The 16,188-nt window shown below is 52.3% G+C and carries 18 protein-coding genes, 1 other RNA gene and 1 pseudogene; 12 read left to right on the forward strand and 8 right to left on the reverse strand.

The genetic code is table 11. The features are described from left to right. Window positions 1-153: 153 nt before the first annotated feature. The 5 genes from GM556_RS05200 to GM556_RS05220 all read right to left on the reverse strand — a co-directional run bounded on the left by GM556_RS05200 (window position 154) and on the right by GM556_RS05220 (window position 2,408). On the reverse strand, window positions 154-969 hold the full coding sequence (locus GM556_RS05200) for a TIGR00282 family metallophosphoesterase (protein ID WP_155579485.1): 816 nt from the start codon (window positions 967-969) through the stop codon (window positions 154-156). Next, entirely contained in the window at window positions 966-1,544 is a 579-nt protein-coding gene (locus GM556_RS05205; RefSeq protein WP_155579486.1) for a 5-formyltetrahydrofolate cyclo-ligase, read from the reverse strand. Before GM556_RS05205 ends, GM556_RS05200 begins: the two co-directional genes overlap by 4 nt. 10 nt (window positions 1,545-1,554) lie before the next feature. Beyond that, window positions 1,555-1,714, reverse strand: a non-coding RNA gene (gene ssrS, locus GM556_RS05210) — 6S RNA. Window positions 1,715-1,756: 42 nt separating this feature from the next. Beyond that, complete coding sequence (locus GM556_RS05215; protein WP_155573553.1) at window positions 1,757-2,158, reverse strand: cell division protein ZapA; 402 nt, start codon at window positions 2,156-2,158, stop codon at window positions 1,757-1,759. 4 nt (window positions 2,159-2,162) lie between these two features. After that, entirely contained in the window at window positions 2,163-2,408 is a 246-nt protein-coding gene (locus GM556_RS05220; RefSeq protein ID WP_155573554.1) for a hypothetical protein, read from the reverse strand. A 63-nt stretch (window positions 2,409-2,471) separates the two neighbouring features. Between GM556_RS05220 and GM556_RS05225 the strand changes: the two genes are divergently transcribed. Both GM556_RS05225 and GM556_RS05230 read left to right on the forward strand, forming a co-directional pair. Further along, window positions 2,472-2,837 carry a hypothetical protein gene (locus GM556_RS05225; RefSeq protein ID WP_155573555.1) on the forward strand — a complete coding sequence of 122 codons (366 nt, stop codon included), beginning with the start codon at window positions 2,472-2,474 and terminating at the stop codon, window positions 2,835-2,837. Between the two features lie 20 nt (window positions 2,838-2,857). Then, window positions 2,858-3,436, forward strand: a complete 579-nt coding sequence (locus GM556_RS05230) for a thiamine phosphate synthase (RefSeq protein WP_155573556.1) — start codon at window positions 2,858-2,860, stop codon at window positions 3,434-3,436. 17 nt (window positions 3,437-3,453) lie between these two features. On the opposite strand, the gene GM556_RS05235 is transcribed toward GM556_RS05230, so the two are convergent. From GM556_RS05235 to epmA, 3 genes are read right to left on the reverse strand one after another with little or no spacing between them, the layout of a single operon-like run. Then, complete coding sequence (locus GM556_RS05235; protein ID WP_155573557.1) at window positions 3,454-4,149, reverse strand: hypothetical protein; 696 nt, start codon at window positions 4,147-4,149, stop codon at window positions 3,454-3,456. A 2-nt stretch (window positions 4,150-4,151) separates the two neighbouring features. Continuing rightward, complete coding sequence (locus GM556_RS05240; RefSeq protein ID WP_155579487.1) at window positions 4,152-4,535, reverse strand: hypothetical protein; 384 nt, start codon at window positions 4,533-4,535, stop codon at window positions 4,152-4,154. Between the two features lie 47 nt (window positions 4,536-4,582). Further along, complete coding sequence (gene epmA / locus GM556_RS05245) at window positions 4,583-5,572, reverse strand: EF-P lysine aminoacylase EpmA (RefSeq protein WP_155579488.1); 990 nt, start codon at window positions 5,570-5,572, stop codon at window positions 4,583-4,585. 77 nt (window positions 5,573-5,649) lie between these two features. Between epmA and GM556_RS05250 the strand changes: the two genes are divergently transcribed. The 10 genes and pseudogenes from GM556_RS05250 to GM556_RS08765 all read left to right on the forward strand — a co-directional run. Then, window positions 5,650-6,699, forward strand: coding sequence for a lysine-2,3-aminomutase-like protein (locus tag GM556_RS05250; protein ID WP_155579489.1), 1,050 nt, complete (start codon window positions 5,650-5,652; stop codon window positions 6,697-6,699). Window positions 6,700-6,779: 80 nt separating this feature from the next. After that, entirely contained in the window at window positions 6,780-7,346 is a 567-nt protein-coding gene (gene efp / locus GM556_RS05255) for an elongation factor P (RefSeq protein WP_099026740.1), read from the forward strand. A gap of 2 nt (window positions 7,347-7,348) precedes the next feature. After that, window positions 7,349-8,176, forward strand: a complete 828-nt coding sequence (locus GM556_RS05260; RefSeq protein WP_155579490.1) for an inositol monophosphatase family protein — start codon at window positions 7,349-7,351, stop codon at window positions 8,174-8,176. A gap of 161 nt (window positions 8,177-8,337) precedes the next feature. Beyond that, the gene (locus GM556_RS05265) at window positions 8,338-9,039 is read left to right on the forward strand and encodes an OmpA family protein (RefSeq protein ID WP_196424775.1); all 702 of its coding nucleotides are present in this window, start codon (window positions 8,338-8,340) and stop codon (window positions 9,037-9,039) included. Beyond that, window positions 9,036-10,106 carry a MotA/TolQ/ExbB proton channel family protein gene (locus GM556_RS05270; protein WP_155579492.1) on the forward strand — a complete coding sequence of 357 codons (1,071 nt, stop codon included), beginning with the start codon at window positions 9,036-9,038 and terminating at the stop codon, window positions 10,104-10,106. Before GM556_RS05265 ends, GM556_RS05270 begins: the two co-directional genes overlap by 4 nt. Before the next feature lie 3 nt (window positions 10,107-10,109). Continuing rightward, window positions 10,110-11,078 (forward strand): peptidoglycan -binding protein, encoded by a 969-nt coding sequence (locus tag GM556_RS05275; RefSeq protein ID WP_155579493.1) that lies wholly within the window; start codon window positions 10,110-10,112, stop codon window positions 11,076-11,078. A gap of 51 nt (window positions 11,079-11,129) precedes the next feature. Further along, on the forward strand, window positions 11,130-12,932 hold the full coding sequence (lepA, locus tag GM556_RS05280; RefSeq protein WP_155579494.1) for a translation elongation factor 4: 1,803 nt from the start codon (window positions 11,130-11,132) through the stop codon (window positions 12,930-12,932). Window positions 12,933-12,935: 3 nt separating this feature from the next. Continuing rightward, window positions 12,936-14,321, forward strand: a complete 1,386-nt coding sequence (locus GM556_RS05285; protein ID WP_155579495.1) for a glycosyltransferase family 2 protein — start codon at window positions 12,936-12,938, stop codon at window positions 14,319-14,321. Between the two features lie 23 nt (window positions 14,322-14,344). Further along, complete coding sequence (locus GM556_RS05290; RefSeq protein ID WP_155573564.1) at window positions 14,345-15,682, forward strand: NCS2 family permease; 1,338 nt, start codon at window positions 14,345-14,347, stop codon at window positions 15,680-15,682. A 191-nt stretch (window positions 15,683-15,873) separates the two neighbouring features. After that, a pseudogene (locus GM556_RS08765) lies at window positions 15,874-16,119 on the forward strand (exodeoxyribonuclease VII small subunit); the annotation flags it as partial. Window positions 16,120-16,188: the final 69 nt, after the last annotated feature.

The following is a 16,188-nucleotide window of genomic DNA, read 5'->3' on the forward strand; positions in this document are numbered from 1 at the left end:
ATCCCTTCCAGTCTCTACTTATTAACCAATATTCAATTCTCAATGACCACCCAAACAACCCCAGAACTCCCGCCCCAGCGCCGCCGGTAGAGCGCCTTATACCCACACCACAAAACCCACGCAACCCCAAAAAATAGGAAAACTACAAAAAAATTAAAAATCAGGTGTGGAAGGGAGCAGTTCACCGCCATGACGGAAGGGACAAACCCTGATAGCAAGGCCGGTTTGGTCGTCCGTTTCAACCATTAATCCGGCAACTGTGGCTTTGCCAGTGGCTGGTTGAAAGCGGTCTGTTGGGACTTTCTTCAACATTTTACGGATGGCATTTTCTTTTTCCATCCCGATGACGCTGTCATAATCCCCGCACATGCCTGCATCAGTTTGATAGGCCGTGCCACCTTTTAAAATACGATGATCGGCGGTGGGAATATGTGTGTGCGTTCCTACTATCAAGGAGAATCGGCCATCATAATGGTGACCAAAGACCATCTTCTCGCTTGTTGTTTCGGCATGAACATCCAAAATGGCAGCATGAATGGTTCCGCCAAGGCGATGACGTGCGAGAATCGCATCTACAGCGCGGAAGGGATCATCCAGCGCATCCATAAAAATGCGCCCCATTACGTTAATGACCAAAACCTTCCGTCCACATGGCAGAGTTAACACGCAACCACCCTGCCCCGGTGTACCCTCTGGATAATTTGCAGGGCGCACAACTGTGGGAAGCTGGTCTAATTGACCAATTAAATCCTTACGGTCCCACGCATGATTGCCTAATGTGATGACATCAACGCCGCCATCCAGAAGGTCACGCGCAATTTGGGGGGATAGCCCAAAGCCGTGGGAGGCATTTTCAGCATTCGCAATTACGGCATCAAGAGATAGCTGCTCTCGCCAATCCTTCAAACCAGCTAGGACAGCATCACGCCCACTACGACCAACAATATCGCCTAAAAATAAAAGTCTCAAAACATGTCCTTCATGCTGGCTGTCTGGATGATTTCAGAGTCTGTTACGATCATGGGAAGGGGCTGATCATGCTCATCCATCGGAATGTGCGCTTGCTCTTGTTGAGAAAGACCGTACCCTATCAAGCGCGCTTGCGGGTAGAGCGGTAAGGTGCGGTCATAATAACCGCCGCCATAACCAAGCCGCCCCCCTGCTCTATCAAAAGCGACAAGCGGAACGAGTATGACATCCGGCTTACATCGCCGCCCTGTGGGAAAGGACGTGCCAAAACGGCCTCGCCTCATGCGCGTTGTTTCTGTCCAACAGCGGAATATAAGAGGCTGCCCTTTAGGAGGGGTGTGTGGGAGGGCGACCTGATACCCCGCGCGCGCAAGCTGTTTACAAAGGGGGCGTAAATCCACCTCCTCGGGTAAAGGCCATACGGCAGCCACTATGTTTGGTTTTATAGACTGCAAAAGCACTGCAAGACGCGCGATAAGCTGCCGATTTTGCCGTGGTGTGACAAATGGTCTATCGGCAAGGCAGGCCTGCCGAATACGCTGTTTTTGTGCGGAAGATGTAATGCTATCAGGCATAAGCTTGTTCCGTGAAGCCACCTTAGCCGTTGGTCTCATCAGCCCTCCCGGACCTGCTAGGGCAGGTGGGCACCGGTAATAACGTGACCACAGCCACGACAGAGCCAGTTCCCTTGGAAGTGCTTATCGGCCCAGAGGTTGATCGTGCCTGACGCGCTAGGCAGCTTCGTCCCCCATATTGCACTCCTGAGCCGAGATAACAAGGGCGCACCTTAGCTGTGAGGATTAGCCGTTGTTGTAGCAGCAGTTATGCTCTCTTGTGAGGATGTTTTAAGATGCCCCTCTACCCGTTGGAGCAAATTACTTGCTGTAGCGGCAGCATCGGCCAATCGGTCTGACATATGCCGATGAGCTGCTTCTAACTGCTGGCTGCGCGCAAGAGCAGCTTTTTCCTCCGCGGTCATGCGCTTACCTTGTGCCTCATAAAGCTCATCTGCCAGTAATAAAGAAACGAGAAAAAGGGCTTCCTTATCCCCACGCGGTGCCAAGGTCTTACGCACATCCTCCAACCGTTGGCTGATTGATGCGGCGAGGGTTTTAAGATGGCCCTCCTCCCCATCCTGACAGCCAACGATATAGCTTACACCCCCTACTGAAAGTGTTACTTGGGCCATAATGTTACTCCTTCTCTTGCGCACCCATAGGATGAGGTAGGTTATCAGCTGCGAGGACTGCACGCAGTTGGGCTTCCAGACGCTCAATCCGCTTTAATAGCATGCCGCATTTCTCCTCCTGCCGTGTGCGTTCTGCCTCGGCTTGGATTTCCTGCTGCTCCAAGGCGAAGCCAAGCTGAACTAACGCCATCTCCAGCTGTTCAAGGTCAGGATTTTTCTGCATAATGGCTGGTAAAGTCTCCTCTGACACTGATACGCTCCCCCCTGTAAGTATGGCTTTTAAAGATATAATCGCCTTCCATGTGAGAATAACATGACTGATCCTCACAGCACGTCAAGCATCTTTGCTGCTTTTCCACGTCCCTTTCTCACAATCGGCACGCGTCCTCTCTTGCTAGAGATATGCCATCAACGTGGTTCGCGCCCTTTTACCATCCTCTCCCCAGCCTATGCCGGGGCGAGTTTGGGATTGCCTTGGTGGTTGCAGCTTATCACCGACATAGAACACCCCTCCATCTTAGATTGTGGAGCCAACGCCGCCTTGGCCTTAGAGGCCTTACATCGCGGCATAGATGGCGTTATCTGCCGGGACTTTCGCGCCACTATCCCCAAAGCAATGGAAGGACGGCTTGCCTCTATCCGGCCATCTGTAATGCAGCACTGGCAAAATACGCTATAATCTGTCACATCTAATCTATTATGACCGCACCTGACCTCTACCCCATATTGCCCTCGCTCCAACTATTGACGGAGCTTCAAGACCGGCTGCCTCCTATTTTAGAAATGGAGAGCGTAACGGCTTTGCGTTTATGTTTTGATAGAACCTTAAAACACAGCCTGTTAGACTCCCTTCGTCAAATGGTGTGGAGCTATAATGTAGCTCTCATCCTTGCACCATCTGACCTTGGATTACTTTGCGATATTCCCCTTACAGAGATTGATGGGCTGCATCTCTCCCGTCCTGCAGAGGTAAAGACCCTTATTAATCGCAAGGATAAACCCAAAAACTTGCAATTAGGATGTTCATGCCTCACATTAGATGATGCAATGAGTGCTGGGGAGCAAGGTGCAGATTATATCAGCCTCCCCGCTACGGCCCTAACAGCCATTACGCAATGGAGCCTCTTTGCGGAACTCCCCATTGTAGCAGAGCATATTACAGCCGTGGAGGACGGGGCAGCAGCGGCCAAAGCAGGAGCGGATTTTCTAGCAATTCCACTGCATAATGCAGAGGACATCACCACCCGTTTTGTCGAGATAAAAGAGGCTCTCTCTTAAAAAGAGCCTCCCACCCCTCACCGATGCGGCAATACTGAATCAATCACAAGCAACATGCCGTTCGCTTGCTTATATTCGCTCCCCTTCAACATCGCAGAACCATTACGCCCGATGACTTGAATACGCCCATCAGGCAAGGGCTTAAAGAGCAGGTCATAATCCGGGCCCGAGAGGGTTTTAACGCGCACTGTTCCATCCTGTGATCGAGCAGCCCGGCGGCGGATTTTCTTGACATCCCACGACCCTTTAATGATTGTCTGGCCAATCAGCTCGCGAACATAAGTATGGCGTGGACCCTCTGCAAGAGGAGCGACTTGAACGCGGTAATAGGCCTCAAACGGCTTATTAGGGATAGCAAGAACCGTATAATTATCCTCTCCCTCCAAATACTGCCAATAACCTGCCCGCTGTGTTACAACTGCATAATCGGCAAGCTCAATCGCGCTGGCTATATTATCGCTCAATGGGCGATCCTCATACGACATGACTGGCGGGACATGATACGCACTAACTGGGTTAGGTGGCTCATCAGGGCCAGCAGGTTTATATCGCTCATGGATGCTCTCCGCCTCTGGCAGGAAGGTCCCATGTGTAGAGGCTGAGACATCCAACGGGTCTTGGCGGTCGGGCTTATCGCTACAGCCTGCTACAGCGCATAATGCTACAAAAGAGCCAATCAATAACGGTGTTTTACACCGTAGAATCCGGCGCATGCTCAACATCCACCCCCATGCATTTTCCACCCCACAACCTGATCAGACACAAGCTCGAAGGTGGTCTGGCAACTGCTGCTATAATAGCTGGGGGGGATTTCCACACCACCCCAGCCGCCATAGCCGTACCCATAGCCGCCACCCCAGCCCCAATCCCAACCGCCTGTACCGGGGGAATATTGGGTTGTTGTCTCGATATAAGATAAGAAATTATGGCCCTGTGTTTGGTAGCCACGGCTTGGCACGCCAAAACGGCGAATCACATCAACCGAGCTTTGCCCAATCATAGCATTCAACACTTTTGGCCGCTGAATCTCAGGGGTACTACAGGCGGCCAATAAAAGCCCTGCCCCTAAAATAACCAACATCCCCCTATAAGGCTTCATAATGCCCCCTACCCATCACATAATCATCATCACATAACATGCATTACTTAACAGCTTAGCCAAAGAATCGTCTCAAGACGAGGGGCCCCGGTTGCCAACATCACGAGCCGGTCAAACCCTAAGGCGATGCCTGATGTCGGCGGCATATCAGCAAGAGCCGCGAGGAAAGCCTTATCTAACGGCCAATCTTGCTCTGGCGTAAGGGCTAAACGCCGCGTGCGGTCGGCTTCAAAACGCGCTCGTTGTTCGTGAGGGTCGGTTAATTCCTCAAACGCATTGGCTAATTCCATCCCACCAGCATAAAGCTCAAAGCGCAAAGCCACGCGTGGGTCTGCCACGTCCCGCTTAGCAAGGGCGGCTTGTGCGATAGGCCAATGGGTTAGGAAGGTAGGCCGCTCCCGCCCAATAACAGGCTCGATTCTTTCTAACAAAAGGCGGAAGAAAAGATCCTCCCACGTTTCACCCTCTCGTAACGTCACGCCAGCATCATGCGCTAAATGGGCAGCATCATCAGCCGTGGCTAACACATCCACCCCCACGTAACGGGCAAAAGCCTCCTGCATGGTAAGACGCTCAAAAGGCTGGGTGAGGTCTAACACCCCATCTTTATAGGGAAGATGGGGCGGCAAAACTGCACGTAAGAGCTGCTCTGTTTCATCCATCAAAGCCGATAAGCCCGCCCCGGGATGATACCATTCTAGCATGGTAAATTCCGGCATATGCGTGGCACTGCGCTCCCCATTGCGCCACACACGCGCAAGCTGAAACAAAGGCTGCCCCGTAGCAGCGACAAGGCGTTTCATCGCGAATTCGGGACTCGTGTGAAGGTAGCGTGGCTCCGCTGTGCTATCTGGATGCTCCAACAGGCTGCGGAAACAGCGTAGATGCACCTCCTCCCCCGGCGTTGGGACAAGGTAAGGGGTTTCCACCTCCCAATAGCCGCGTCCCTCAAAAAAGGCACGAACAGCACGAACCATCTGGGACCGCCGCTGTAAAAAGGGCAGACGCTCTCTAATCTGGGCAGTGCTTTGGCCCATGATGCCCCCTCTTATTATGAGACGATTGCCTTGCTCCCATCTTGCCGGAATCCGTTCGCCTTCGCTAGAGCAACATTATGCCTGACCCTACCCCCCCCTCAGATAAAACACTCCGCAGCCCACATGCTTTGCTAGAAGCAGGCTTAATTACAGCTGCCCAAAAAGAGGGGCTGGAAGCTGTGGCGCATCATTATGCAACAGCGATTCCTCCTGCATTCCAACAGCTCATCCAAGGCCCTGATGACCCGATTGCTCGGCAAGTCATCCCCGATAAGCGGGAATTGCAAACCCAGCCTCATGAGCAAGCTGACCCGATTGGGGATGATGCCCTCTCCCCCGTGCCGGGTATTGTGCACCGTTATGAGGACCGAGCGTTGCTCAAGCCTTTGCTCATTTGCCCTCTTTATTGTCGCTTCTGCTTCCGGCGGGAGCATGTTGGCCCCGATGGTGGGTTGTTAAGCGATTCCGAGTTAGAAGCGGCGTTCCGCTGGATTGAGGAACATCCTGCCATTCGTGAAATCATCCTCACCGGGGGGGACCCGCTCATGCTCTCCCCGCGCCGGATGACGCATATTATTCAGCGGCTTTCTAACATCAAGCATATAGAGATTATACGGCTCCATAGCCGTGTTCCCGTAGCCGCGCCGGAGCGTATTACCCCCGCTTTGTTGGATGCGTTAGAGACAGACCGCGCTTTATGGGTAGTCATCCATGCTAATCATGAACGTGAGATAACAAAGCAAGCTCGCCACGCTATTCGGCACATATTGGGGCGGGCCATCCCTGTACTATCCCAATCGGTTTTGCTGCGTGGGGTGAATGATACTGAAGAGGCTTTAGAAGGATTGCTCCGGGCCTTAATTGCTGCGCGTGTAAAGCCTTATTATCTGCATCATCTCGATTCTGCCCCCGGTACGGCCCATTTCCATGTCCCTGTTGAGGAAGGACGCGCTTTGCTTGAACGACTCAGGGGCCGCGTCTCTGGGTTAGTATGGCCGACTTATGTTGTGGATATTCCCGGAGGAAAAGGGAAGGTTCCCTTAGGGCCGGATTACCTCATCCCCACTGCCCCAGACCATCACCCTCATGCACGTGGGGTGGATGGAAAACAATATCCCTTCACCTAAAACCCTTGCCCCGCCCCATCGGCACGGCTAGAAGTCATCACGACACGACTTGATCTTTTGCATGCACATCAGGAGCTGACATGAAACAGCAAGCCAACCTCATCCGGGCCGGGCAGGTCATTGAACATAATGGCCGCCGTTGGACCGTCCTTAAACAGCAGATTCTAACACCGGGTAAAGGTGGTGCCTTTATTCAGGTTGAGATGCGCGACCTTGCCAGTGGCAATAAGAGCAACGAGCGTTGGCGCACCGCTGATACAGTCGAGCGTCTGATTACAGAAGATAACGACTACATCTATTCCTACATGGATGGCGATAACATCGTCCTGATGGACCCAGAGACCTTTGAGCAAACCATGCTGCCAAAGGATATTTTGGGTGACCAGCTTCCCTTCTTGCAAGATAACATGACCATCAGCGTCAAGCTGGTAGAAGGCGACCCGGTGGCTGTAACACTTCCGCCGCAAGTCACGTTGGAAATTGCCGAGGCTGACCCTGTTGTAAAAGGCCAGACGGCAAGCTCCTCCTACAAGCCGGCTATGCTCTCCAACGGTGTGAAGGTCATGGTTCCGCCTTTCATCGAAGCGGGTGAGCGCATTGTTGTGCGTACAGAAGATGCCACTTACGTTGAGCGTGCCAAGGACTAATCATGCGCCTCTCTCCCCATATGGCCGTCATGCAGAATGCTGCACAAAAGGCTGCGCGTTCTCTCCTGCGTGACTTCACCGAGGTTGAACAACTTCAGGTTAGCATTAAAGGGCCGGGGGACTTTGTCTCCCAAGCCGATATGCGCGCTGAAAAGACCATCCGTGAAGAGCTGGCCCGCGCTCGCCCCGGCTATGCCTTCCTCATGGAAGAAAGCGGGGCCTCAGGTGGTGAGAACTGGACATGGCGTTGGATTGTTGACCCGTTAGATGGGACAACAAACTTCCTCCACGGGATTCCGCATTGGGCGATTTCCATCGCACTGCAACGCCGCCATCCCAGTGGGGAGGTCGAGCTTGTGGCTGCTGTGGTCTATAACCCGGCCTCTCATGAGATGTTCTGGGCGGAAAAAGGCATTGGGGCGTATCTCAATGAGCGGCGCATCCGTGTCTCTGCGCGGCGCAAACTGGCTGAGGCTGTGTTCGCTACGGGGATTCCCTTTGCCAAAGTCCCTGCTCATCATCGGTTGCCTTTTGGCCGTGTTCTGAGCAGCCTTATGCCAAAGGTAGCGGGCATCCGCCGTTGTGGGGCCGCGGCGTTGGACCTCGCTTGGCTCGCCGCAGGCCGCTATGAGGGCTATTGGGAGTTGGGACTAAAGCCATGGGACTGCGCGGCGGGGCTTTTACTCGTCCGTGAAGCGGGTGGCCACGCAACTGATGACCAAGGGCGTGACCTCGGTGCACTTGATGATGATGTGAATGTTGTGGCAGGGAACCAACACTTCCACGCACCCCTGCGGGAATTGGTCCATAACGCTATTACACAATCCTAACCCGCTCGTGCTGTATATAGGAGCGCGTATTCTGCTTCTGCATCTCTATAAAGATTGCAGGATGCCGCTCCCCCGCATAAGATGGCGTTGATATGATAAATAGGCTGGCTTTCCTTCCCGTTCTCTTATGCGCACTCCTCCTTTTAGGAAGGGGCTTCCCTATGGCGTGGGCGCAAGTTTCGACCAATATGGACGCTTTGCCCTCAGCAGCGGTGTCCTCATCTCATCATGCACCGGTTGGCCATAAACAACGCAAGGTGGCGCATGCTCAAAACACAACCAATTCCCAGCCGCCTGCAAAAGCAAAAGCAACGCCAGCCCCTACACCAGCGGGCTATTCTCGTAAATTAGACATCCCCGCTAAAGCTCCAACACCTACAGTTATCACGCCACCCCCCTTCCCAGTTGCACTCCATCCGCCTGTTCCTGCGGCAACGGTCGTGCCTGCTGCCACAAGCCATAGCCATACAGAGCCTTTGCAGGGTGGGGCCTTGCGCGTGTTATTCGACCCTAATAGCGCAGATTTAAATGAGGAAACAATTGAAGCTGTCCGTCATTATGCCCAGAGCATGGCTCCCAAAACTGAGGTACGGTTTATCCTGCATAGCTATGCCAATGTGCCGGGCAACGATATTTCCATGCCGCGCCGGTTGGCTCTCTCCCGAGCTTTAGCGATTCGTGGATTGCTTGTGCAGAATGGCATCGCAACAACGCGAATCTACCCTATTGCTCAAGGTCGCCCTACGGCAGATGATACAGCCCCAACCGAGCGGCTTGATATACGCCCTGAGAGCAACCCTCCTCCGGTAGAGACCCCTCTATCAGCCGACCAGCCCTCTAATGAGAAAACTCCAAAACCATGACGCATCCTACCCGCTATCTTGTTCGCATTTGTGTCTTTCTCCTCGTCATTATCGCTGTGGTCTTCGCCCTGCGCGATATATTGATTCATGCTTTTATGGTGAATCCGGGGCTAAACGGGGTCATTATCGCCATTCTCCTTTTAGGCATCGCTTGGAACCTCCATCTCACCTTGCGCCTTATCCCGGAGGTTCGCTGGGTTACAATTCTCCAACAGCCTCGTGAGGGGCTGCGTGTGCCAGAACCACCACTGCTTCTAGCCCCTATGGCACGCTTGCTCCGCGCACGGCGGGAGGAAAACCCCAAGCTGACCCTCTCTACCCACACAACCCGCGCTATGTTGGAGAGCCTTGAGGCCCGCATGGATGAAGGGCGCGATATCTCCCGCTATATTACGCAGCTTCTTGTATTTCTGGGGCTTTTAGGGACGTTCTATGGCTTAATCCTCACGGTGCGTTCTGTAGCGGATGTGATTAGTGCTATGCCCTCTGGCGGAGCAGACCTTGCAGGTATGTTCGATCATATCAAGATGGGCCTAACCAAGCCTCTCATGGGGATGTCCACCGCCTTTTCAGCATCGATGTTCGGATTAGCGGGATCGTTAATTCTCGGCTTTTTGGATCTTACCTCCGGCCAAGCGCAAAACCGTTTTGCTAATGAGATTGAGGAATGGTTGGCTGACCTGACATTTCTGGACACACCAGCCGAAAATACACCCAATGCCACGCAGAAAGACCCACAAACAGAGGACGCTATCCGTGCTGGTAATGTGGCTATCCTCCGTAAGCTGGATGAGCTAAACGCCACGCTACGCCATCTGCGCGAGCCAACACGCCAGCCTCTCGCCCCCTTAGAGGAGATGCTCTACCAGCTTGATGAGAATAATCAGGCGACTTTGCACATATTGCAAAACTTAAACAACAACATCAAACAACATCATGCAGAAGACCCCTCTATGACACATCTTGTCCAAGAGATGGGGCAGAAACTAACCAGCCTGCGCAGCGATATTGCTCATTTATTCCAGCGGGATCATAAAACGCGCTCCACCCAGCGTAGGGAAGATTAAGCCATGGCCCGCCGCAGACGTCACCTTGGTGCCATCAACGCATGGCCGGGCTATGTGGATGCTCTGTCCTCGTTATTGATGGTCGTCACATTTGTTTTGCTCGTCTTTATTTTGGGGCAAGAGTTCCTCTCCGCCACGATTGCTCAAAAAGAGCGTAGTTTGGATAGCCTCCGCCAAGACCTTACTAAATTGAGCCAGATGCTCTCTCTTAGTGAAGGGAAAGTCCAAACCCTCAATAAAACGAGCCAAGAGCAAAAGCAGCTCATCGCAACACTCAATACCACATTGGATGAAAAACAACGTGCGCTGACTGCGATGGAGGAACATTCTCATGTTGTAGAAGGAGCACAGCTTGGCAGTATTGCCGCTCTTTCCTCCCAAGTGGCAGAGTTGACACATCAGCTCCAAGCGATTGCGGCAGCGTTGGAAATAGAGAAAAAGAACGAGGCGGATAAAGATGCCCAACTTGCCGCTTTAGGACAGAAGCTCAATATTGCGTTGGCGAATAAGGTCAACCAATTACAACGCTATCGGTCAGTCTTTTTTGGGCGGTTGCGTGATCTTCTTAAAAACCAACCGGGCATTGAGATTGTGGGGGACCGTTTTGTCTTTCGCTCTGAAGTCCTCTTTCCTAGTGGCAGTGCTGAGCTGACACCGGCAGGGCGGCGGGAGATTCTGACCCTTGCCCATACATTCCGCGAGGTCGCCGCAACCATTCCTGCTGATATACCGTGGATTCTGCGCGTGGATGGCCATGCTGACCGCCAGCCAATTCATTCTACCTCTACCAGTAATTGGGAGCTTTCTGCCGCACGGGCTATTACGGTGGTGAAAACCTTAATCCTCAACGGGGTGGACGCACACCATATCGCAGCAACGGCTTTCTCTAACTATCAACCATTGGACCATGGGAGCAGTGCTGAAGCTCTAGCCCGTAATCGCCGGATTGAGTTCCGCCTCACAGACCGCTAACCCCTCCCTTTAATGCTGACAGAAGCCTCCAAATCACCTAATTAGGGCGTCATGACCGACACACCGCTTTCTCTCATTCGTAATTTTTCCATCATCGCGCATATCGACCACGGTAAATCTACCTTGGCGGACCGGCTTATTGAGGCATGTGGGGCTCTTACCGCACGCGAGATGAAGGGCCAAGTTCTTGATTCTATGGAGCTAGAGCAAGAGCGTGGCATTACCATCAAGGCCCAGACCGTCCGGCTGACATACCCGGCAAAGGATGGCAATGTTTACGTCCTCAACCTCATGGACACACCCGGTCATGTGGATTTTGCTTATGAGGTCAGCCGCTCTTTAGCGGCATGTGAAGGCTCGCTTTTGGTGGTTGATGCCTCCCAAGGGGTGGAGGCACAAACACTCGCCAATGTGTATCAAGCCATTGATGCTAACCATGAGATTGTCCCCGTCCTCAATAAGATTGACCTCCCCGCGGCAGAGCCAGAGCGTGTACGCGCCCAGATTGAGGAAGTTGTCGGCATCCCCGCTGATGATGCTGTGGAGATTAGTGCCAAAACAGGCTTGAATATTGAGGGCGTTTTGGAGGCCCTCGTCCAACGTCTGCCTGCCCCTAAAGGCGATGCAGAAGCCCCTTTACAAGGGCTATTGGTGGATAGTTGGTATGATAGCTATCTCGGTGTGATTATCCTCGTGCGGATTAAGGAAGGGCGGCTGAAACGCGGCGATAAAATCCGCATGATGCAAACGGGGGCCACCTATCATGTGGACCAGGTTGGTGTGTTCCTCCCCAAAATGAAGCCTGTGGACTCCTTAGGGCCGGGGGAGATGGGCTACATCAATGCCGCGATTAAGACTGTGGCAGATTGCAATGTGGGCGATACCATCACGCTCGATAACCGCCCAGCAGAAAAAGCCCTCCCCGGCTTTAAGCCCTCCATCCCCGTTGTATGGTGTGGGCTCTTCCCTGTCGATGCGGATGATTTTGATAAGCTACGCACAAGCTTGGGTAAGTTGCGCCTTAATGATGCGTCCTTCCATTTTGAGGCAGAGACTTCGGCCGCTTTGGGGTTTGGCTTCCGTTGCGGGTTCCTCGGTTTGCTGCATTTGGAGATTATCCAAGAACGTCTCTCGCGTGAGTTTAATCTCGACCTCATCGCAACAGCCCCCTCTGTTGTTTATAAAATGCACATGAATAATGGCTCTGTCGAAGAGCTGCATAACCCCGCTGATATGCCGGAAATCAGCAAGATTGATTATATTGAGGAACCGTGGATTAAGGCCTCTATTCTCGTTCGTGATGAATATTTAGGCTCTGTCCTCACCCTCTGTACCGAGCGGCGCGGTGTGCAAATAGACCTCACCTATGTGGGGGACCGAGCAATGGCGGTGTATCGTCTACCGCTCAATGAGGTAGTGTTTGATTTTTATGACCGGTTGAAGTCCCTCACACGCGGTTATGCCTCTTTTGAATATCAAATGGATGGGTATGAGGAGAGCGACCTCGTCCGCATTTCCATCCTTGTCAATCATGAGCCCGTTGATGCGCTCTCCTTCATCGCCCATCGCACAGTGGCGGAATCCCGTGGCCGCGCTATTTGTGCGAAATTGAAGGACCTCATCCCCCGCCAACTCTTTAAAATCGCCATCCAAGCCTCTATTGGCTCCAAGGTTATTGCGCGTGAGACTTTGGGGGCATTGTCTAAAGACGTAACGGCTAAATGTTATGGCGGTGATATTTCCCGTAAGCGCAAATTGTTGGAGAAGCAAAAGGAAGGGAAAAAACGTATGCGGCAATTCGGGAAGGTCGAAATCCCACAAAGTGCCTTCCTCGCTGCTTTGAAGATGGATTAGCCCATGCCCCGCACAGCCGCTCTCCTTTGCATCCATAATGAAGCGCATAGACTTCCTTGGTGGATGGCACATCACCTCGCATTAGGCTTTTCTGCCCTTTTAGTGTGTGATGACCATTCCACCGACGGTAGCCGAGAACTGCTCACACAAGCCGCACGCCATTATGATATTCGCATTATAGAGACAGACGCGCAGGACACTGACGCGCTACACCGCCGTGAGGCAGGGCTCAACAGCCTTATTCAACGCGAGCATGAACATTTTGATTGGATGCTCCCCCTCGCGATTGATGAATATTTCCTACCAACTCAAAGCACCCTCTCCGCCTTTTTTGCCGATATAGAGCAGCATATGGGGACGGAGGCGTTTCTTCAAACCGCATCCATCCCTATAAATTGGTGCATTATGGGGCTTGGAAAATGGCATAACCAATCCTTAACTGGCCCTATTCCACATCCTCGTGCGCTCTTTACTACCCATGCGGTGGAGAATTTTACTGACCATCGTGTTACACGGGATTTTTTCCGCCCCACGGCTAATCAAACACTTCCTAATCCTTTTGCACGGTTACAAACCCCACCGAATTGGTCCAAAGCGCGCATCCTCCATGATGCCGCAGCCAATAGCCACACCCCTCAGACCCGCCGTTATTTTGACCGCAACGAACATAGTTTCCCTCAAGGGCAACAACATCTCTCACAAAGTCTGACAATCGCAGCGCGCTTTATACAGGGTCTTATTGCGGGAGAGTGCTACGCCCTCCAAAATCAAGACGAGCTAAAAGCCTCTCACAACCCTTCGTCTAAAACTAAAACACCGCCTATGTTGGCCCGCTTTCAACTATGCTGTGGAGAGACTGTGCTAGCCCTCCATACAAAGCAGCATATTATTCGGCTCTATAACAAAGAAGAACTCCTTACCGAGACTGACCTCATACCGCTACAACTGCTTCAAAATCTAGATACCCCAAATATCGCATGGCTTTATGCAGATGCGCTCTCACCTCTGCCTTACATACCTGTTGCTGCACCGCATGCCCTTCATCCCTCCTCATTGCTGGCGTGCATAGCCTTAGAGCTAACACCACAAGGCGAAAATATGAGGCTGCGACTCCGCTCTACCGGGCAAGCATTATTGGGGGATTCCTCTCAGCACTTTACCTTAAAACCACTGCCTCAACCGCCCATGCCAGATAAGGTAGACTCCGCCTTCCAACATTTCCTTGCTTATGGGATGAGTGCCGCTGGGCTAAAAGCGGCCATTTATCATAGCCGTTGGCTCTCGCCTTCTGTCATTGGGGCGATTTATGCTCAACTTCCCGCGCAAGAGGCACGCAGCCTGTTCTCGCCATTAATGTATCGGCTTTTCCATAACGGGACACGCTCGTAACCTGACCCTACTGCGCTGGAGTGATGCCTGTGTTACGATCCCATCTTGATCGCTTTTTCCACATCACGCAGCGACACTCTACCATCTCGCGAGAGGTTATAGCCGGGCTAACTATTTTTGGCTCTATGGCGTATATTATGGCCGTCAATCCGGCTGTTCTCGCCGCGGCGGGGCTCGCCCGCCATGATATGGTCATGACAACCATTGCGGGGGCTGTGGCAGGGACGCTCATCATGGCTCTATGGGCACGACTTCCCTTAGCCCTCGCTCCGGCTATGAGCAGTAATGTCCTCTTTGCGCAAGTTATTGTTCAACAAGCGCATGTTAATCCTGCTACAGCCTTTACCATTGTTCTCTTTAGTGGGCTGTGCTTTACGCTCTTATCCATCACAAAATTACGCCTGACGATTATACATAGTTTTCCAACCAGTATTATATTGGGGATTCAAGTCGCTATTGGAGCTTTTATTGCACGAATTGGCTTAATTGAGGCCGGTATAGCCATTCCTTCCCCCAGCGGGCTTAGCTTTGCCTCACTTGCTCATCCTTCCGTCATCCTCGCTTTAATGGGGATTTTACTCTGCCTCCTCCTCCAATTATTACGCATTCCGGCGGGGTTACTCCTTACTATGGCAGGTCTTACCCTAATAGGGATGGTCGTCCCCGGTATGGATGGGCGCACACTGACCCACTTACCGCCCCATATATTAGACTGGCCCCATTACCCACGTCATCTTCTCTTTCCTTTTGATTTTAAAGATTTTTTCCAGCATTTAGGGTTGGTTCTACCCATTACACTATATGTCCTCCTGAGTGATTTCTTTGATGCTACAGGCACAATGCTCACTGTCACCCGTCATGCCGGGTTATCCGGCACAAAAGAACATCCAGATCTTGACCCACGCGCCTTTACTGCTGATGGAGCGGCAAGCGTTATAGGGGCCTTGTTAGGGACCTGCACCGTCTCTGCTTATTTGGAAAGCTTAACAGGGGCTGAGGCTGGCGGACGCACAGGTCTAAGTGCGCTCATTGTGGCTATTCTATTTGCTGCTTCTTGCGTATTCTGGCCACTCCTAACCGCTATCCCTGCCATAGCCACAGCCCCTGTACTTGTTTTTGTCGGCATCATGATGTTGAGCCATTTAAGAGACCTTCCCTCCGCCATGGAGGACGCATTTCCACCACTTTGTATGCTGCTTATCACCGTTGTAACGGGTAATTTTATGCTCTCTTTAGCCTGTGGGATGCTGCTTTACACCGCAACGGCCCTTATAAAAGGGAAGGCTCGTACGTTACCACCTATCATCTGGGGGCTGGATGGCGCGTTCTTGTGCTATATGGTTTTGCAAAGTCGTTTTTAACCTATCGTAAAATAAAACGCTCTTAAGTCTTGCCAAAGCCCCCCCATCACGCATTATCATGCCCGCATATATCAAACAGTCTGTGATCTTGCTAAACAACGAGGAACAGGGGTGGAAAAAATCTCCATATCCCTGTAATGGCCTGTAAGTTTCATGCTCTGAACCCTACTTGGATAGTCGTGCCCCGCTTTATGACATCTGCTAAACAAAACACTACACCGCTCCGTCAACTCTCCTTTGAGGCGGCCCTTGCCGAGCTTGAGCAGATTGTACGTGGGTTAGAAACAGGGCAGATGAAGTTGGAAGATGCCATCTCTGCTTATGAACGCGGTGCCGCCCTACGCCGCCATTGTGAAGAACGGCTTGCCGAGGCAGAAATGCGCGTTAAGGCCATCGTCCAGAAAGCGGATGGTTCCCTCTCTGAGGACAGTTTTGACCCTACAGAAAAACCAGCCGCCGCCCCTCGTAAGAAAAAGGCTGCCGCCCCCTCTCCTACATCACGAGAT

Source organism: Bombella sp. ESL0378 (genome assembly GCF_009725845.1).
GTDB classification, from domain to species: domain Bacteria; phylum Pseudomonadota; class Alphaproteobacteria; order Acetobacterales; family Acetobacteraceae; genus Bombella; species Bombella pollinis.